We start from the raw sequence: 18321 nt of genomic DNA, 5'->3' as shown, positions 1-18321 counted from the left end.
TTTAAAATTTAATTGGTTATTAATTGAATTGAGTATGTATGGTTTCCCCTGAAGGTGTTATGAAACACCTTCTATGGGTTGTTGTATATAATAAATTGAAGTAGGGATTAAATTATTGAGAGTACTTGCTATAGCACCCATATACGAGATTAAATATTAATCTGGGTTGGGACATTCTGCGCCTCCACTCATCTTAATCCTGGTAATTTGAAAGGATCCGTCATTACCAGAACTATTATCACTGTTATTATCCAGCTTTGTATTCAAACCTAAATACAGTATTTGTGAGCAACTTGTATGTAAGTATTCATCAGACTTATCTTTAATTTCAAATACTAGATTATTACCGATGATGAGTCCATGTGATGCATGATCAAACGCTCCTGTAATATTGATAATATCACCGGGAGCTACTGTAATATTACTTAGTGGTTCATACTCATTTCCACTACCTTGATAGTTAACGCTTAGAACTATATCTTCCGAACCTGTGTATTTGAAGCTTATTTCATGTACCTTCCCACTATAACTGTCGCAAACGGAACAATCTATCACAGGTGGATCTTCAGGCTCTGCACAATCTTCATCAGCATTTGTTGTATCCTCTAATAGAGTAACATTGTCTTGTGTTTCACAACAACCTTCTCTAAAATGATATAGCGAGATCTCATTTTGTTCATCATATAAATTTTTCAAATCCTCCTTTGTAAATGAGCCCTGCCTTATTAAAATATCATCTTCTCCACTTTTTACTAACCAAATTTTGGCATAGTATGTAGGATAGTCCGGCAAAGGAAAACAAATTGCTTCTGCATAATATTGAGTGCTTCCATCTTCTGTAATGAAAGATTTTACTTTATTTTCGGCACTAAGCAAAAGGTTTGAAGTATTTATCTCATCTTTCCATACTTTAATTTTGAACTGTGCAGGACTATGTTTGCCATTTTTATAACAATAGTTTCCATAAACGCAAATACTAGGTAAATCATCTGTTGTAAAGTCAAAAAATAAATATCCAAAATTAAAGAAATAGTCATCCTCATAACATAATACTTCAACTGGCTGGTAATATTTCACTCCAGACCGTATTTCAATTTCTATAGGTAAAGGTTTATCAACAAAATTATGGAACAGTATAGGGCTTATCTCTTGAGATGGATAATTCCCAGGAATTCGTGGAGCGAGAAATAAAATTTCTGCAGAATTGCCAGATCCCTCGGTGATAGCAAAATATTCCAATGAATATTTTCCTGCCCTTAATTCTAGATCTAAAGATTCCATGGTAAACCAGGAATCTGGCACGTTATCTCCATCGGTATCTGTACCATTTGGGTTTACCTGTATCTCTATCTTGGAATTGTTTGAGTTTTTATACCATTCCCAGTTTTGCGTATCAGGGTTTAAATATTTTAAGGAAATCCTAACAAATTTAGGAGTCACATTTTTACATTCTGGAATATTCGAATCTAAGAATGATCTGGAAACTGCGTCGCTTAATGGGTTGGTTAGGCTATTAAAAGAGAGTGTTCCTGTAATTGATTTTTCAACTTTAACCACCTCATCCTTTTCACAAGAGACTGTACAAAGAAATAAAGCGATTATAGCTGAAAAAAGAAGATGTAATTTCTTCATGATTTTCAGATTAATTGATTAGTTAGTTCAATTAACAAAAGCAGGTCACACTCTGGGTAGAGTTGTATAGGGTGAAATTACGTTGGTAGGGTGTAATTATTAGATATGTAAATCTATAAAATATTAACAATCAATGCTATGGGGGAAAACACGTATTTTTTGTTAATTTTAAGTTAAAAATATTTAAACAAGTACTTTTGTACTGGAATAAATGTTCAAACTAGTGTATTTAGCTATAAATAATAATTTACTCTAAATAGAATTAACTTTTTGAAAGCAGTATATTATATTTGTCAATATAACTTTGGTCTAATAAATTAAAAATTTTTCTAAAATTAATAGTCCTTAGTTCATCTACTTACTCAAATTGTATTACGCAAAAAACCCGATTATTTTTCAATAATCGGGTTTTTCAAATTTAGGCTTTAACTTTAACTATGCCCAATACCAAAATCCGTTATACAATCTAACTTCTCTCCATCCATTGCTACTATAATAGAACCAAGCATCAGAATAGCGAAGAACAGTCAAACCACTTATAGTATAGTATTCACCATTAATGTAGCTATTTCCAGTTTCTCCTTCGTTATTTGCCGGATACATAGAATTGATTCCCTCAATATCTCCATTTGATAGAGAACTTCTTTGTGCCCCGTAAAGGGACCCATCTTTTCTTGTAATAGTAGGTTGTCCATTATTTGAAAATGAATAAGCGCTATACATCATTATAGAACCAAAGTCTAGAGTACTTGTAAACTCATCGCCATCATAGCCTCCTGCAGCATAGGTCTCAAAATTATACTCTCTACCGCTTTGTATATTATCCCAATGAATAGTGATATGATCATTTCGATCAACTCTACTTTGTTCATGCCATAGACCAACAGCGTGACCTATTTCATGAATAGTATTTCCTGTAGAACATGCACTGGCAAGTGTAATTTCCTGCCTCCCACCAGTCATTCCAACGTATGACGAACATCCAGACCCAGGAGTAAAATAAATGTAATTAGACTGGCCCGAACGCTTAACAAACTCTATGTTAGTATTCGCTTCCCAATGGCTAATTGCATCATATACTCTATCGTTATTAGGTAGACTTCCATCTATTTCATAGTAAACAACGTTATCTGTCCAATATGCTGAGGTTCTCCCGACACTCTTGTTGGATGGTATGTCTTCGAAGTCGTAAATAAGTTGTACCGGACTCTTAGATGACTTCCCTTTGGGGATAATGATATCACCTTGGTATATATACTTACCATTCACGTTTTCAACCGGCATTTTCATACCTGTATAGTAAATATCTGTAACATTTCCTTTGGAATCAGGATAGGCAACTTCTACCAAAGGATCATTCGAGTTAACTTTTTCTGTTTGATTTTGATTTTCAACTTGAATTTCTTCTGATATGGGGTCATCACTACAAGCAAATAAAGATAATACTGGTAGACAGAAGAATAATTTCAATTTTCTCATAAGTAGGTTTTGTTTAAATTTTATTTTACTTCGTTTTTCATTCAGGCTTTTACAAGGTTCGTTCCATAAATTTTAACTTCATTTTTAGTTAAACTTTTAACAGTCAATTTCTTACAAACTTTTATCTTCTCATAGTTATCTGGTTTTTAGACGAGAAAAAACTGCTTTAAGATTTGACATAAATGAACGCTGAAATGATTGATATTAGAGGTGTTGTCGTTTTACTAGGAAGATAATTCCTACATATATTATTGAGCCTCAGCTTCTAACATATAATTATTTTCAATTCACTTAGTGTTTTTTTTTAATTTTTTTCAAAAAAAAAGCTGTCCGGAAAACTCCGGACAGCTCCACACATTCCACAGTGGAATGAGTATTTAACCCGCACAATTAGTCACCCCCCGGTTAATTAATTTATACGGGTCAATTCTTCACCTTTTAATCTGTGGTGCAGGCATTTACCTCTATACTTACTTGAAATGGATAATCGAAATTAGCTGTCGTGGTAAAATTCTCAAAAATATCAGGATTGTTTCCTGATGGGGGATCTACACCAATTTGTGCTACACATGAAATTTCACTTCCGCTCTCATCACGAACTTCAATTACATAATCATCTGCCAAGTACCCTTCATTTAAATTAATAGTGACCACTGGTTTCAGGTCATCGCTTAACTGAATTGTAATTGATCCTATCCTATCATCGAAACCACCACCTTCAGGAATTAAGAAATATGGATCTGGTATCGCACCATCTGGTTGAGAAATTTCAACAAAACCATCAGTCTCAGATAAGAAATATTTACTACAACCTTGGTCAGCTATACCTATTTCGCAAACTTCTGGCACAATTTCACAGCCATCTTCGTCTACTGTTGTATTAGCTGGTGTATTGGGACAGTCATCTATAGAATCTGCTATTCCGTCCCCATCACTATCGATTAAATTATCTATACAGTCTGGAGTCCCGTCGTTATCAACATCAATAGTATCATTTTCACCTGGACATTGATCTTCTGAATCTGGAACACCATCACCATCACTATCGATTAATTCATCAATACAGTCTGGAGTCCCGTCATTATCAACATCAATAGTATCATTTTCACCTGGACATTGATCCACTCCATTTGGAACACCATCATTATCGCAGTCTAAGTTAGCATTATTAATATCACAAAAGTCATCATCACACGCATCGCCAATTCCATCGCTATCCGAATCATTTTGATCTGAGTTGGGAATAGAAGGACAATTGTCTCCAGAATCCGCTACACCATCTTTATCACTGTCAATTAAATCATCAATGCAATCTGGAATTCCATCTTCATCAACATCAATAGTATCATCTTCGCCAGGACACTGATCCTCTCTATTCGGAACACCATCATTATCACAGTCATCGTCTGGATCATCCAGATCACAGCCTACTTCACCACCGTCATCCCCACAACCAAACCGTAGGTGCCTATAATCAACAGCTTCATCACCAATAAAATTCGCAATGATATCTGAATAACTTAATGTACCCGAAATCATTAATGGATCAACATCTCCATAGTTATCATCCCAATCGGAAAGTGTTGCTTCAAAATATACATATGGATCATTTTCGTCAAGACCTTCAGGCAATTCTGGCAATGCAAAACATAGTGGATCAGTATTATATTCACCACTTTCTTCGTGTTGAGCGGGTGTTGGTCCAACATTAGTATATAAAGGAATTCCTGAATCATCGACTCCATACCATATATCTACAGAATAGTCTGCAGTAAAGTGTCGCCCATTTTCATCACAGTAATTGGCAAAGAAACAGAAGTCTAAAGCTAAGTTGTTTTCCAATTCAAAGAATAAATAACCATATTCATTTACCATTCTCTTATCATAACACAGCATTTCAACATCTACGTATTTTTTTGTACCAGCTACTAAGTTTATATCTTTTGGTAATGGTGAATCTACGTAGGAACCTAAAGATCCATCCGTAGTGGGAGCCACCCAAATTAAATTATCGTTTTCATCGTATACCGTGAACTCTTCTAACGTGTAAAGTCCAGCCGGTAATTCAAGGTTATCATCCTCCAAAGTGAAATATTCTGCCTCACCATCGTTATCGTAATCTCCTGGAGAATCGGTCAATGGTATGTTAAGAGACTCAGGACCTTCATAATTTTCACCCGTTAAAATTACTGTGACATAAGCGGGATCAGCTTCGGAGCAAATTGGGAAATCTGCAACATGATCTTTCTGTTGAGATCGTGTGGTATTGAAATCAAGAAGGATTGTACTAAATGATAAATTTGCCATTTCTGAATCATTATTGATATCCCCATTATCTTCTTCCTTTGAACAGGAAGTAAAAAGCAGAGAAAGCAAAAGTATACTCGCTAATATTTTTTTATAAATTTTCATCATAATTCGATTTTGGTTAATTAATCCAGGAGAAGTTGGTTACTTCTCCTGGATTAGAGTTTTAGCGAGGTTGAACCTCAGATTCACATCCAAATTTGATGTGCTCGTAATCAACATCATCTTCTCCATCGAAGTTATCTTCAATATCGTCAAGACTTAACATTCCTGATTCTACAATCGTAGGAGGCGTACCATAATTACCAGCCCATGGCATTAAAGTGACTTCATAGTATAGATAATCTTCATCATCATCTACCCCCTCTGCAGGCATAGGTAATGCAAAACATAATGGTTCGGTAAAGTATTCTCCACCATTTGTTTGCTGTGGAGTTGGGCTTACACCAGAGTAAAGTACAGCTCCAGTATCATCTGTTCCATACCATATATTTACTGAATACATCGCTGTAAAGTGACGTCCATTTTCATCACAATAGTTCGCGAAGAAGCAAAAATCCAAGGCGATATTAGTTTCAAGTTCAAAGAATAAATATCCATATTCATTAACCATACGTTTATCATAGCAAAGAACTTCGACATCTACATATTTTTTAGTCCCCGCATTTAAGGTTATTGCTGTTGGAAGTGCATCATCAACATAATTAGCCATAGCTGATCCATCTTTTGGTGCAATCCAGATTAAATTATCATCATCATCATAGACTACAAAGTCTTCTAGCATATATGAACCTGCAGGAAGTTCAAGCTCATCACTTTCTAATGTAAAATACTCGGCCTCACCATCGTCATCATAGTCACCAGGTGTATCGCTAACCTCAATGATTAGTGGATCTGGACCGTCATAACCTGCTCCGGTAATTATTACCTCAACATAGGCTGGGGCTGCATCTGAACATTCTGGAAAACCTGACAGGTGAGCTCTTTGCTGTGAGTCATTTATTAGATCATTTAATACTGCTCCAAAAGAAAGCGAAGCCATATTTTCGTCTTGAATTTCCGGAGAAGAAGTCTCTTCTATACTACATCCGGTCATAACTAAAGCAGCTACCACTACTAAAGCTAAATAATTTTTAAATTTTTTCATTTTTTTATGTTTATAAGGTTAATGTTGAAAATGGTTAACATTTAAAATCAGGTTAGATTTAACCGGCCGTAATTATACGACCGGTTTAGTAAACAGTTAATCATTATCTATTATTCCGCAGGTAACTGCATGTACGATAATCCAGAAGTCTCCATCAGAATTATTGAAGTCAAACGTATATTCAGTTTGATTTGCATTTACTTCTCCATTACGATTGTATTGTCCTGGGGCTTTCGCGGTATTTCCTGAAGGCATCGCCTCTGATAGATTCACATGCAGTTCATCAAAACTATAATCTGTAAAAATATCAATGTCTAACTCAACATCGCCATCTTCATTTAAGCTTACGGTTGCATTACCTACATGAGTACCTTTTGAGGTTTTATTCTGTCCTGCTCCGGCCCAAATTTTGAAAGTTTGAGAACTTCCATCTGATTCATCGAACAATTCTGCCCAACCCCATCTGTTCGAATTACTTAATGAATTAATTGGTGTATCACCAAACATAAAAGCAGTTTCACATGCTCCACCACCACTGGGATTTTCACAATCATCTGGAATTCCATTTCTGTTCTCGTCTATTAAGTCATTTCCATCTTCGCAAATATCACAGCTATCTGGTACAGTATCGCCATCAGAATCTTCTCCTATACATGAGTCATCTGGACATCCAGCATTATCAGGGCTTCCAGGTTCATTTACACAGTCATCACATGCATCTGGAACTCCGTCTAAATCTTCATCATCATTGTCATCCCCAAGTTCACAAATATCACATGAAGCTGGAATTCCGTCTTCATCAGGATCATCTCCTATACAAGCATCATCAGGGCAACCAAAGATATCACCGGGATTGTCTTTGCAGTTGTCACATGCATCTCCTACCCCGTCATTGTCAGAATCTTCTTGATTTGGATTAAAGTCATCTGGACAGTTATCACAACTTGCACCCTGGCCATCATCATCGTTATCCTGTCCAGGACATGTATTTTGGTCTGGTTCACATCCAAATTTCAAATGCTCATAGTCAACTTTATCATCTCCATCAAAGTTTCCTTCGATATCATTTTGGCTAAGTGTTCCACTAATTACATCATCTCCAGGGTTTGGATAATATCCATTCCATGGTTCAAGAGTAACTTCATAGTATAAATATGTTTCTTCGGGTCCCACTCCATCAGGACGAGATGGTAATGCAAAACATAGAGGATCTGCAGAAAATTCTCCTTCGCTGTTAACGGGCGCAGGTACATTTGTGTAAAGTGGTGTTCCATCTTCATCATCACCTAACCATATGCTAACACTATAATTTGCCACGAAATGACGATCACCGATACAGTAATTTGCAAAGAAACAGAAGTCAAGAGCTGTATTGGTTTCTAGTTCAAAGAATAAATATCCGTAATCATTTACCATACGCTGGTCATAGCATAAAACTTCAACATCTACGTATTTTTTAGTCCCAGCTGCTAGATTAATAACAGTTGGTAAAGGACTGTCTACATACTCTGCTAATGTTCCTCCAATTGAAGGAGCTACCCAGATTAAATCATCATTTGCTGAATAAACTGCAAAGAAATCAAGTGTATAGGTTCCTGCGGGGAGTTCAAGTTCTTCAGCTTCTAATGTAAAATATTCCAATTCTCCATCATCGTCATAGTCTGCAGGTGCATCGCTAAGTGGTATTTCCAATCTTTCAGGACCATCATACCCATCACCACTTATTTCTATCTCAACATAAGATGGATCGGCATCAGAACATATCGGGAACCCAGCAAGATGGTTTTTTTGAAGTGCCTGCTCGGTTAGTTCATTTAGCATTGTCCCAAATGAAATTGTTCCCATCTCTGGCGAAGATGCTATACCGTCGCTAGATTCTTCCTTGGTACACGATGTAAAAAGCATCGCGAATATGGCAATCACAGCCATATACTCGTTAAATTTTTTCATAATATAAATTGTTTGTATGTGTCCAAAAAAAAGGTCTTCCCAATTTTTGGGAAGACCAATAATGTTAATTTACTTTCTCAAGTTCACCGCAGGCAACAGGAAGCGTAGCTATGTAAGAGCCATCTACCATTCTACCATGAAGAACCACCGCTTTTTGCTGAAGAGGATCTATGAGATTCTTCGTGGTATTATCAAGCATAAAGACTCTCTGATATGAAAAATATCCTGTATTATCTGACATTGGGAAGCTATCGTCTGCATAATTTAGAGATAACTGCACCGGTCCATAAAATGGCGCACCTTCTGGAATAGTTATAAATCTATTATCTTCAAATGGAAATTCCGCAGTACCGGATTCTCTATCGTCGGCAGCACTCTCAGGAGGACAAGTTGAATTCCTATCATCTTCAAAACCATGAATGTGTTGCGGGTGCATCTGGTTTGGAGTAGTATCAAAACCATAGGTGTTTGTAGTAAGTTTGTTTCCTTCAAGTTTAGCATATACAAAAGCCACCACGCCAGAGTCATTTAAAGACTTTAAACACGATTTATACACCATCGCATCATCTGTTGGATCTGGAAAAATTGGAACATTATCATCTCCGCAATCTTCTTCACCTTCTCTAAAGTGATAGTAATCTAGATTATCATCACCATCAAAGAATGATCTTACCTCAGCTTCGGTTACTACTCCTTCTCGAATTATTGTACCTGCATCATCACTAGAATAACCAGGTCCATTTAGAAGAGTAATTTCAAAATAATACTCATCATCTGCACTCGTATCAGGTAAAGCGAAACAAACTGGCTCGGAAGCATATTCACCGTCTACTAATGCCACATTATTCTTTACATCGTTATAAAGCTGTTCACCTTTAGCGCCGTTCTCATAAACCCATACATCTACACTATAGCGTGCAACGAAGTGACGCCCATTTTCATCACAGTAATTTCCGAATACACAGAAATCTATCGCTTTAAAAGTTTCTAATTCGAAGAATAAATATCCATATTCATTGACCATACGCTGGTCATAGCATAAAACGTCTACATCTAAATATTTCTTAGTTCCAGCAGATAAAAAGAATCCATTAGAGGATATTGGATTATCAACATAGTTAGCTAAATCTTCTCCCTCTAATGGAGCAACCCATATTAGAATATCATTGGAATCATAGACTGCAAAATATTCGAGAGTATAGTTTCCTTCCGGTAGTTCTAGATCATCAGACTCTAAGGTGAAGAATTCATCCTCTCCGTCGTTGTCGTAATCTCCTGGATTCGAACTAATTTTAACTTCCGCAGGATTTTGCATTGTCCCTACGTTAACAGGACCGGATAGTACATAACGTGCATGATCCGGTGTTGCATCGGAACATACAGGAAAATCTGCTAAATGATCTTTTTGATCGGCCTGAGCTCTTTCTGCCTGATTCAATACTGCTCCAAAAGACAATGTAGCTGTGGGCGATGAATCATTGAGAGTTTCTTTCGTATCCTCAGCACTACATCCAGTGAACAGTAAAGCACACATCGAAAGTATCATGAGGTATAAATTAAATTTTTTCATAATTAAATTGTTTAGGTTAAAATTTTGAGAATGGTTAATAAATGTCTGGTCCAGGGAACGATATATGTTCATGGATAAAGGTTCTTAAGATCTAATCTTACGAGTTTTCCGGTTCAGATTGAACCAGGTGGGAGTGACTATCTACTTCATAATTACAGAGTTTTGGTTAATAAATTTTCGAATGGTTAATAAATAATATATGGTATCTCAAATGAGATGATTCTTTTCAATTTATCAAGTAGTAGGGATCGGGGGCGATCTTAGTGTAGGAAAGATTTTGTGAAGATGGGGGCAACCTCTTTTAGAAATCTATGTAAATATATATAAATGTGTTCCTCAAATTTATAGGGGAAATCCCCTATTTTTTATCTTAAAAACTCTGTTTAACAATGCTTTAAGACTTTGGCATTTCAACCAGGTTGTGATTGATAGCGTAAATAATACTTTCGAGGATCGTATCTGAATTTGTTCTTTTTATAATACTCGATCTATGTTTCTCTATTGTTTTAGGACTTATAAATAGTGCTTCTGAAATTTCCTTGGTCTTATAGCCCTTACATAAAAGTGTAATGATCTCTTTTTCTCTTCTTGTGAAATTCTCCTCTTCCATACATTTTGTCATTGACAGAGAATTTTCAACTTCTGTAGCTGTAGATCCCACGTTGTCTCGAAGACAATATTCATCACCCATAAAATCAATCAGCATAATATAAGTATCCTGAATTTTAGGAGTCAATTTTGAAAGCGTAATACGTGCATTTCTAAGTTTCTGACTGGTGATCCTGAGAGTGGTTTCATTTGTAGCATGCATATGCTTACCTTTTGCAAATTTGCGCAAACATTCCCTTATTGTATTCTTAGCATCTGGTCTCACGATATCTGTAATATCCAACATTTCCTCACTGGTCCTGAATGTATTTCTTGCGACATCGTTCATATTAACTATCTGGTCTCTCTCCAGCAGTAGCACGGGTTGATTCATTAAGTGAAATAGACCCATAAAGCATTCATGCCAGTAATTAAGTTTATGTTGTTCTGCAGTGCGAGCGATTCTAGAAACCAATTGCTCTAAACCTGTGGCAGTAGAATGATACTCATCTACAAGATCTTTGTATCGTTTTGCCATCATCTTAATTTCCAATGGACTTCCATAGATTGCAAGATGTGCTCTTTTTAGAAAGTGGGTTGCTTTAAAGTTTTTCAGATTCTTAAAATCTGAAGGTTTACGATAGGAAGTTTTGTCGAAAACAATCGTATCTGGTAATAAGTTAAGTACCCTGTGATAAGCTACATGTATAGATCCTTCTATGGAAACATCAAACATGGTGCTCAAACCCTGAACAAGTTCCTGGATAAGCAATTCATTCTTACTTACAATAAGTAATTGTTTCTTTTGCATTTTCTCTCAAACATTAAATAAATATAAACAAGCTCCAATTGCAACTGAGTAGGGTTACAGTTACACTTCTAAATGATCATGAACAGATCGGGAACATTTTTAGGGATACTCAAATATAGTAGCTGTAAATCCAGAGATAAAATTTTTATAGTAATATTACTCTGACAATCAGTTATATAAAATGTAGGTATTTAGGTTTTCTTAACAATATTAACTTACTTCATCGACTGGAAAACTGAAATTACTATTAAAATTAAGATTGGCTTAACAACTTTCTGCTACATTCTTTCTTACAAAAAATTACAGGTATCTTAACAACAGTACTTTGACTTCGGCTTTCCTAATAGCGTTACAATAAGTAACTTTGCCATCTTGAAAAAATGTATGGCGAAATTTGAAGACAGTATCGAAGTATTAGGAGCTAGAGTTCACAATCTTAAGAATATAGATGTTTCCATACCCAGGGAACAGCTAGTTGTGATTACAGGTCTCTCGGGATCTGGTAAATCTTCACTCGCATTCGATACGATCTATGCTGAAGGACAGCGTAGATACATTGAAACTTTTTCCGCATATGCCCGCCAGTTCTTAGGGAGCCTGGAACGCCCGGATGTGGACAAAATTGAAGGTCTCTCCCCAGTGATCGCCATAGAACAGAAAACAACCAGTAAAAATCCAAGGAGTACTGTAGGAACGATCACAGAGATCTATGATTTTCTAAGATTATTGTTTGCCAGAGCTGGAGAAGCTTACAGTTATAAGACCGGTGAGAAAATGGTAAGCTATACAGACTCCCAGATCAAAGAACTGATATTACAGGATTTTAAGGGCAAAAAGGTAAATATTCTTGCACCAATTATAAGAAGCAGGAAAGGTCACTATCGCGAATTGTTCGAGTCTATTGCCAAGCAGGGGTTTATCAAAGTTCGGGCAGATGAAAAAGTGGTAGATATTGAAAAAGGCATGAAGCTGGATCGATACAAGACTCATGATATTGAGATTGTTGTAGACCGCTTGAAAATTGAAGAAAAGCCCGAAGCAGATAAAAGACTTGATGAAAGCATCAAAACTGCCATGTATCATGGGGAGGATACTCTTATGATCCTCGATCAGGATAGTGGTGAGGTTCGATATTTTAGCAGGAATCTTATGTGTCCTACTACTGGAATAAGTTACCCTAATCCAGAACCAAACAGCTTTTCCTTCAATTCGCCTAAGGGAGCCTGCCCTAATTGTAATGGGATAGGTACTTTATACCAGGTAAATATTGACAAGATTATTCCGGAGCCTAAGAAATCCATTAAAAACGGAGGTCTGGAACCTCATGGGCCTCAAAAAAAGAACTGGGTATTTTCTCAACTTGAACTTATAGCTGAACGCTTTAATTTCAGTCTTAATGATCCTATCAATAAGATTCCGAAGGCAGCATTAGAGATGATCCTATATGGAGGAAAGGAAAAATTCTCCAAGGAATCCAAGGCTTTAGGAATCACCCGCGATTTCAAGATCGATTTTGAAGGTGTAGCAAGCTTTATTGAAACAACCTTTAAAAACAACGATTCCACTTCTTTACGCAGATGGGCTAAGGAATACATGGACAAGGTAGATTGCCCGGAATGTGAAGGTTCACGATTAAAAAAGGAAGCTTTATACTTTAGAATAAATGATAAAAATATTGCCGAACTTGCTAATCTTGATATTTCAGATCTTGCCGATTGGTTCGAAAACATCGAAGCAAAGCTTTCAGCTAAACAATTACAGATAGGTGAAGAGGTCGTAAAAGAAATTCGCGCCCGAATCGCCTTTCTGGTAGATGTAGGTCTTACCTACCTTAATTTAAATCGTGGTTCCAAATCACTTTCCGGAGGAGAAGCACAACGTATAAGACTTGCTACACAGATTGGATCCCAACTCGTAGGTGTTCTGTACATTCTTGATGAACCAAGTATTGGACTGCATCAAAGGGATAACGAAAAACTGATCAATTCTCTTGAATCATTGAGAGACATCGGGAATACTGTAATCGTTGTGGAGCATGACAAGGATATGATAGAAAGGGCAGATCACGTGATCGATATTGGACCACGTGCCGGGAAATATGGTGGTGAGATCATTAGCGAAGGGCCTCCTTCAGAACTGCTGAATCATTCTACGCTAACGGCAGATTATTTGAGTGGTAAAAAAGCCATCGCTATTCCGCAGAAAAGACGAAAAGGTAATGGGAAGTCGATCGAATTGAAAGGTGCGACAGGAAATAATCTGAAGAATGTGAGCATTAAAATTCCGTTAGGAAAAATGATTGCGGTAACCGGTGTTTCAGGAAGTGGGAAATCCACTTTGATCAATGAGACCCTCTACCCTATTATGAATGCTCATTATTTTAATGGAGTTAAGGTTCCTAAACCTTATAAAACTATAAAGGGTCTGGACCATATAGACAAGGTGATCGATATTAACCAAAGTCCTATTGGGCGAACCCCGCGTTCTAATCCAGCTACTTATACCGGCGTATTTTCTGAAGTGCGAAATCTTTTTGCCAAAACACCTGAATCGCTAATTCGTGGTTATAAACCGGGAAGATTCAGCTTTAACGTAAAAGGCGGGAGATGTGAAACCTGTAAAGGTGGCGGACTTCGTGTGATCGAAATGAATTTCCTGCCAGATGTTTACGTAGAATGTGAAACCTGCCAGGGGAAACGCTTTAATCGTGAGACTCTGGAGATTCGATATAAAGGAAAATCTATCGCAGATGTGCTGGAAATGACCATCAATGAGGCTACTCCTTTCTTTGAGAACATTCCGAAGATATTTAGAAAATTGAAGACAATTCAGGATGTTGGACTGGGATATATTAGTTTAGGACAACAATCCACAACACTTTCTGGTGGAGAAGCTCAAAGGATAAAACTGGCGACCGAACTTTCTAAAAGGGATACAGGAAATACTTTTTATATCCTGGACGAGCCAACGACCGGTCTGCATTTTGAAGATATTAGGGTTTTGATGGATGTCCTAAATTCGCTTACAGATAAAGGAAATACTGTCCTTATAATAGAACATAATATGGATGTGATCAAAATGGCAGATCATATCATAGATATAGGATATGAAGGTGGTAAAGGTGGCGGTGAAGTTGTCGCAACCGGCACTCCTGAACAATTAATTAAAAATACTAAAAGTTACACTGCTCGCTTCCTGAAAAAGGAAATGAGTTAAACCAACCATATGAAAGCAGCAAATAGCAATAAAGCCTGGAACGAGATAAGAACGAATGATTCCTGGGCGATTTTTAAGATAATGGGTGAATTCGTGAATGGATACGAGAAGCTAAGTCAGATTGGACCTTGCGTTTCTATTTTTGGATCTGCACGAACTAAACCAGATATGAAATATTACGGGCTGGCCGAAAAAGTGGCGAAAAAGATCGTTGATCATGGCTATGGCGTGATCACTGGTGGTGGTCCCGGGATCATGGAGGCGGGTAACAAAGGTGCTCATCTTGCCGGCGGTACATCTGTTGGACTTAATATTGATCTTCCTTTTGAGCAACACGACAATCCATATATAGACAACGATAAAAGTCTTGATTTTGATTATTTCTTCGTTAGAAAGGTAATGTTCGTAAAGTATTCCCAGGGGTTTGTAGTAATGCCTGGTGGCTTCGGAACGCTCGACGAATTGTTCGAAGCGATCACTCTTATTCAAACACATAAGATCGATAAGTTTCCAATCATTCTTGTAGGAACAGAATTCTGGGGTGGTCTTGTTGAATGGATCAAAACTACCCTTCTTGATAGTTTTCAAAATATTAGTCCTGCAGATATTGATCTGGTGCAGGTCGTAGATACTGAAGACGAAGTAATAGACATCCTGGATAAATTCTACGATGAATATAACTTAAGCCCGAATTTCTAATATTTTCAACTACTGAAGGTATCAAACTTTGTTTATATTTAGATCTGATTTTTATCAGCACTAAACTTTAATTTCGTTGAAATACCTTCAGTGTTTCTTTCTTGTTTTACTATTCCCGTTCTGGCTTTCTGCACAAAATGCCATGAAGGTGAACGCCCGGCTGGTTGACAGTCTTCATACTATTGAAATCGACCAGCAAATTACGTTTGTTAACACTGAAGAAAGGGAACTGGTAAGTATCTACCTGAATGACTGGAATAATGCATTTAGTTCCAAGACTTCTCCTCTGGCGAAAAGGTTTGCCGAAGATTTTGCCCGCCGCTTTCATTTTGCCAGGCAGGAAGAACGTGGTCATACTACTATTGAGTCTATTAATTCTGCTGAAGGATCCTCTCTGGAATGGGATCGTCCCGGCAATATTGAAGATCTAGTTCGAGTATTTCTCCCCGAACCACTGGCCTCCGGAGATTCTATTACCTTAAATCTTCAATACAACTTAAAAATTCCTGATGATAAATTCACCCGATTTGGTCGGGACGGCGAAGGGAATTACAAATTGCGTTACTGGTACATGACTCCTGCCCCACTGGATAACGGTTGGAAACTTTACAGTCACAAAGATCTCGGCACCCAATATGTAAGCCCATATAGCATTGAGATCGATATCGATATTCCTACCGAATATTATGCAGCTTCAGCATTAGACCTTACCCGCACCCAAACCAGAAAAGGTTTTAAGACCATTCATTTTAGCGGAGACCAACGCGTGGACAGCAAAATGTACTTAACCAACACTTACATTTTTGAATCTCTACCTGCAAACTCGAATAAGGTCATAACCAATATTCGTGATGAAGATATTGAGCTGGAAAACAAAACAAAGCTGCTCTCCCGAACTTTCAGTTTTCTTGAAGATCGGCTGGGAAGCTATCCTAATAAAAATATCTTTATTACCCAGGAAGATTATCAGAATAGTCCAATTTACGGACTAAATCAATTACCAGGTTTTATACGTCCTTTTCCCGACGGATTTCAATATGATCTAAAACTATTCAAAACTGTAACTAATTACTATCTCCAGAATTCGGTTTTTATCAATCCCAGAACCGAGAAATGGGTGACCGATGCTATTCTGGTTTCATTAATGATCGATTACGTGGATACTTATTATCCAAAAATGAAACTTATTGGGAACTTAAGTGACATTATTGGAATTCGCTGGTTTCATGCTGCAGATCTTGAATTTAACGATCAATACCAGTTCCTGTACATGAACGTAGCCAGGATGAATATTGATCAGCCACTAAATACCAGCCAGGATTCTTTGGTCAAATTCAATAAGAATATCGCAAACGCCTATAAAGCTGGTGTGGGGATCAAATACCTCGAAGAGTTTCTTGGAGACTCGACCGTATCGAAATCGATTGGTGAATTTTATAAGAATCATAAACTGAAACCTACTAGCGATGATCAGTTTGCAGAGATCCTTCAGAAGAATGCTGGGAAAGATATTTCATGGTTTTTTGAAGATTACGTAGGAAGCAACACTAAAATTGATTTCAAGATTCAGAAGGTAACAAAAAGAGAGGACGATTCTCTGGATGTTCGAATTCAAAATTTAAGGCAGAACGAAATGCCTATTAGTCTCTACGGACTTAAGGACGGAAAATCGATCTATAAGACCTGGGTCGAAAAGGTTCGGGATACCAAAACCGTTACTATACCCCGAATGGATATCGAAAGACTTGCTTTAAATTATGAAGCAGAGATCCCGGAGTTTAATCAAAGAAACAATTACAAGAGAGTAACCACGCTCCTCAATAAGCCTATACAATTCAGATTACTTCAGGATATTGAAGATCCAAGGTACAACCAGATCTTTTTTATGCCAGAATTTGATTTTAACCTGTATGATGGTATTTCCATTGGACCCAAACTTTATAACAAAACAGTCCTGAGCAAAACTTTCAACTTTTCCCTTTCTCCAAAATATGGTTTTGGCAGTGAAACTGTTGTTGGGTCGGCATCATTTTATAACGCCCATCAGTTCGAGAATAATGACCTGTACCTTATCTATTATGGTATTGGCGGTTCACGGTATTCGTATGGATATAATCTATTCTACCAGAAGTACAGTCCGTTTCTTGTCTTCGCTTTCAGAAACTCATATTTAAGGAGTAATGAAAGTCAGCGTTTATTGATTAGAAATATTAATGTTCATCGGGATCAAAATCCTGAGGATCCCCTCCTTCAGCCAGACTATAATGTTCTGAATGTAAAATACAGCTATAGCAATCCTAACTTTCTAAAGCATCTAACTGCATCTTTCGATTACCAGCTATCAGATAAGTTCAGTAAAATAGCAGTCACGGCAGAGTACAGAAAATTGTTTACCAATAACAGGCAAATCAATTTAAGGTTCTTTGGAGGAACATTTTTATACAATGATGCCCGTAATAATGATTACTTCAGTTTTGCGCTGGATCGTCCTACAGATTATCTTTTTGACTATAATTACTACGGAAGAAGTCAGGGAAGCGGATTATTCAGCCAACAGATCATTGTTGCTGAAGGAGGCTTTAAATCTCAACTGCAACCGGAATATGCCAATGAATGGATCACCACTATGAACGCAAGTACCAATATCTGGAAATGGATTTACGCTTATGGTGATGTGGGTATTGTAAAGAATCGGCATGAAAATGGGAAATTACTTTACGATTCCGGTATACGTATGAGTCTGGTTCAGGATTATTTTGAACTGTTTCTTCCCGTTTACTCGAATCTTGGCTGGGAAGTGGCTCAGGAAAATTACGATGAAAAGATCAGGTTCATCGTTTCCCTAGATATTGGCACCATTATCAAACTTTTTACAAGACGTTGGTATTAAATATACTCCCTTACGTTATACTCAGAACAATT

Annotated in this window: 10 protein-coding genes; 3 read left to right on the top strand and 7 right to left on the bottom strand. The window is 37.1% G+C overall.

Annotated elements, in window-relative coordinates; translation table 11 throughout:
* Nucleotides 1-156: 156 nt before the first annotated feature.
* The 7 genes from T8I65_RS05595 to T8I65_RS05565 form a co-directional block, all read right to left on the bottom strand.
* Nucleotides 157-1632, bottom strand: a complete 1476-nt coding sequence (locus tag T8I65_RS05595; protein WP_322302414.1) for a hypothetical protein — start codon at nt 1630-1632, stop codon at nt 157-159.
* A 435-nt stretch (nt 1633-2067) separates the two neighbouring features.
* On the bottom strand, nt 2068-3111 hold the full coding sequence (locus T8I65_RS05590) for a M12 family metallopeptidase (RefSeq protein WP_322302413.1): 1044 nt from the start codon (nt 3109-3111) through the stop codon (nt 2068-2070).
* A gap of 438 nt (nt 3112-3549) precedes the next feature.
* A complete protein-coding gene (locus T8I65_RS05585) occupies nt 3550-5526 on the bottom strand; it encodes a thrombospondin type 3 repeat-containing protein (RefSeq protein ID WP_322302412.1) in 1977 nt (658 codons plus the stop codon).
* A 58-nt stretch (nt 5527-5584) separates the two neighbouring features.
* Nucleotides 5585-6565 carry a hypothetical protein gene (locus T8I65_RS05580; RefSeq protein WP_322302411.1) on the bottom strand — a complete coding sequence of 327 codons (981 nt, stop codon included), beginning with the start codon at nt 6563-6565 and terminating at the stop codon, nt 5585-5587.
* Between the two features lie 96 nt (nt 6566-6661).
* Nucleotides 6662-8515: a hypothetical protein gene (locus T8I65_RS05575; protein WP_322302410.1), complete on the bottom strand. Its 1854-nt coding sequence runs from the start codon at nt 8513-8515 to the stop codon at nt 6662-6664.
* A gap of 64 nt (nt 8516-8579) precedes the next feature.
* Nucleotides 8580-10085 carry a hypothetical protein gene (locus T8I65_RS05570; protein ID WP_322302409.1) on the bottom strand — a complete coding sequence of 502 codons (1506 nt, stop codon included), beginning with the start codon at nt 10083-10085 and terminating at the stop codon, nt 8580-8582.
* 394 nt (nt 10086-10479) lie between these two features.
* The gene (locus T8I65_RS05565; RefSeq protein ID WP_322302408.1) at nt 10480-11484 is read right to left on the bottom strand and encodes a response regulator transcription factor; all 1005 of its coding nucleotides are present in this window, start codon (nt 11482-11484) and stop codon (nt 10480-10482) included.
* Between the two features lie 384 nt (nt 11485-11868).
* On the opposite strand from T8I65_RS05565, the gene uvrA reads away from it, so the two are divergent.
* The 3 genes from uvrA (at nt 11869) to T8I65_RS05550 (ending at nt 18289) form a co-directional block, all read left to right on the top strand.
* On the top strand, nt 11869-14700 hold the full coding sequence (uvrA, locus tag T8I65_RS05560) for an excinuclease ABC subunit UvrA (protein WP_322302407.1): 2832 nt from the start codon (nt 11869-11871) through the stop codon (nt 14698-14700).
* 9 nt (nt 14701-14709) lie between these two features.
* Nucleotides 14710-15399 (top strand): TIGR00730 family Rossman fold protein, encoded by a 690-nt coding sequence (locus T8I65_RS05555; RefSeq protein ID WP_026915679.1) that lies wholly within the window; start codon nt 14710-14712, stop codon nt 15397-15399.
* 76 nt (nt 15400-15475) lie between these two features.
* A complete protein-coding gene (locus T8I65_RS05550; RefSeq protein WP_322302406.1) occupies nt 15476-18289 on the top strand; it encodes a metalloprotease in 2814 nt (937 codons plus the stop codon).
* Nucleotides 18290-18321 lie beyond the last annotated feature (32 nt).

This window comes from Christiangramia sp. OXR-203, assembly GCF_034372165.1.
In the GTDB taxonomy this organism is placed as follows: domain Bacteria; phylum Bacteroidota; class Bacteroidia; order Flavobacteriales; family Flavobacteriaceae; genus Christiangramia.
Note: the sequence above shows the minus strand (reverse complement) of the source record. Positions and strands in the feature narration are given on the sequence as shown.

What these genes read in the sequence shown, in the direction of transcription:
- uvrA (WP_322302407.1), top strand. Translation starts at nt 11,869, where the DNA reads ATGGCGAAATTTGAAGACAGTATCGAAGTATTAGGAGCTAGAGTTCAC.
- T8I65_RS05555 (WP_026915679.1), top strand. Translation starts at nt 14,710, where the DNA reads ATGAAAGCAGCAAATAGCAATAAAGCCTGGAACGAGATAAGAACGAAT.
- T8I65_RS05585 (WP_322302412.1), bottom strand. Translation starts at nt 5,526, where the DNA reads ATGATGAAAATTTATAAAAAAATATTAGCGAGTATACTTTTGCTTTCT.
- T8I65_RS05565 (WP_322302408.1), bottom strand. Translation starts at nt 11,484, where the DNA reads ATGCAAAAGAAACAATTACTTATTGTAAGTAAGAATGAATTGCTTATC.
- T8I65_RS05595 (WP_322302414.1), bottom strand. Translation starts at nt 1,632, where the DNA reads ATGAAGAAATTACATCTTCTTTTTTCAGCTATAATCGCTTTATTTCTT.
- T8I65_RS05580 (WP_322302411.1), bottom strand. Translation starts at nt 6,565, where the DNA reads ATGAAAAAATTTAAAAATTATTTAGCTTTAGTAGTGGTAGCTGCTTTA.
- T8I65_RS05570 (WP_322302409.1), bottom strand. Translation starts at nt 10,085, where the DNA reads ATGAAAAAATTTAATTTATACCTCATGATACTTTCGATGTGTGCTTTA.
- T8I65_RS05575 (WP_322302410.1), bottom strand. Translation starts at nt 8,515, where the DNA reads ATGAAAAAATTTAACGAGTATATGGCTGTGATTGCCATATTCGCGATG.
- T8I65_RS05590 (WP_322302413.1), bottom strand. Translation starts at nt 3,111, where the DNA reads ATGAGAAAATTGAAATTATTCTTCTGTCTACCAGTATTATCTTTATTT.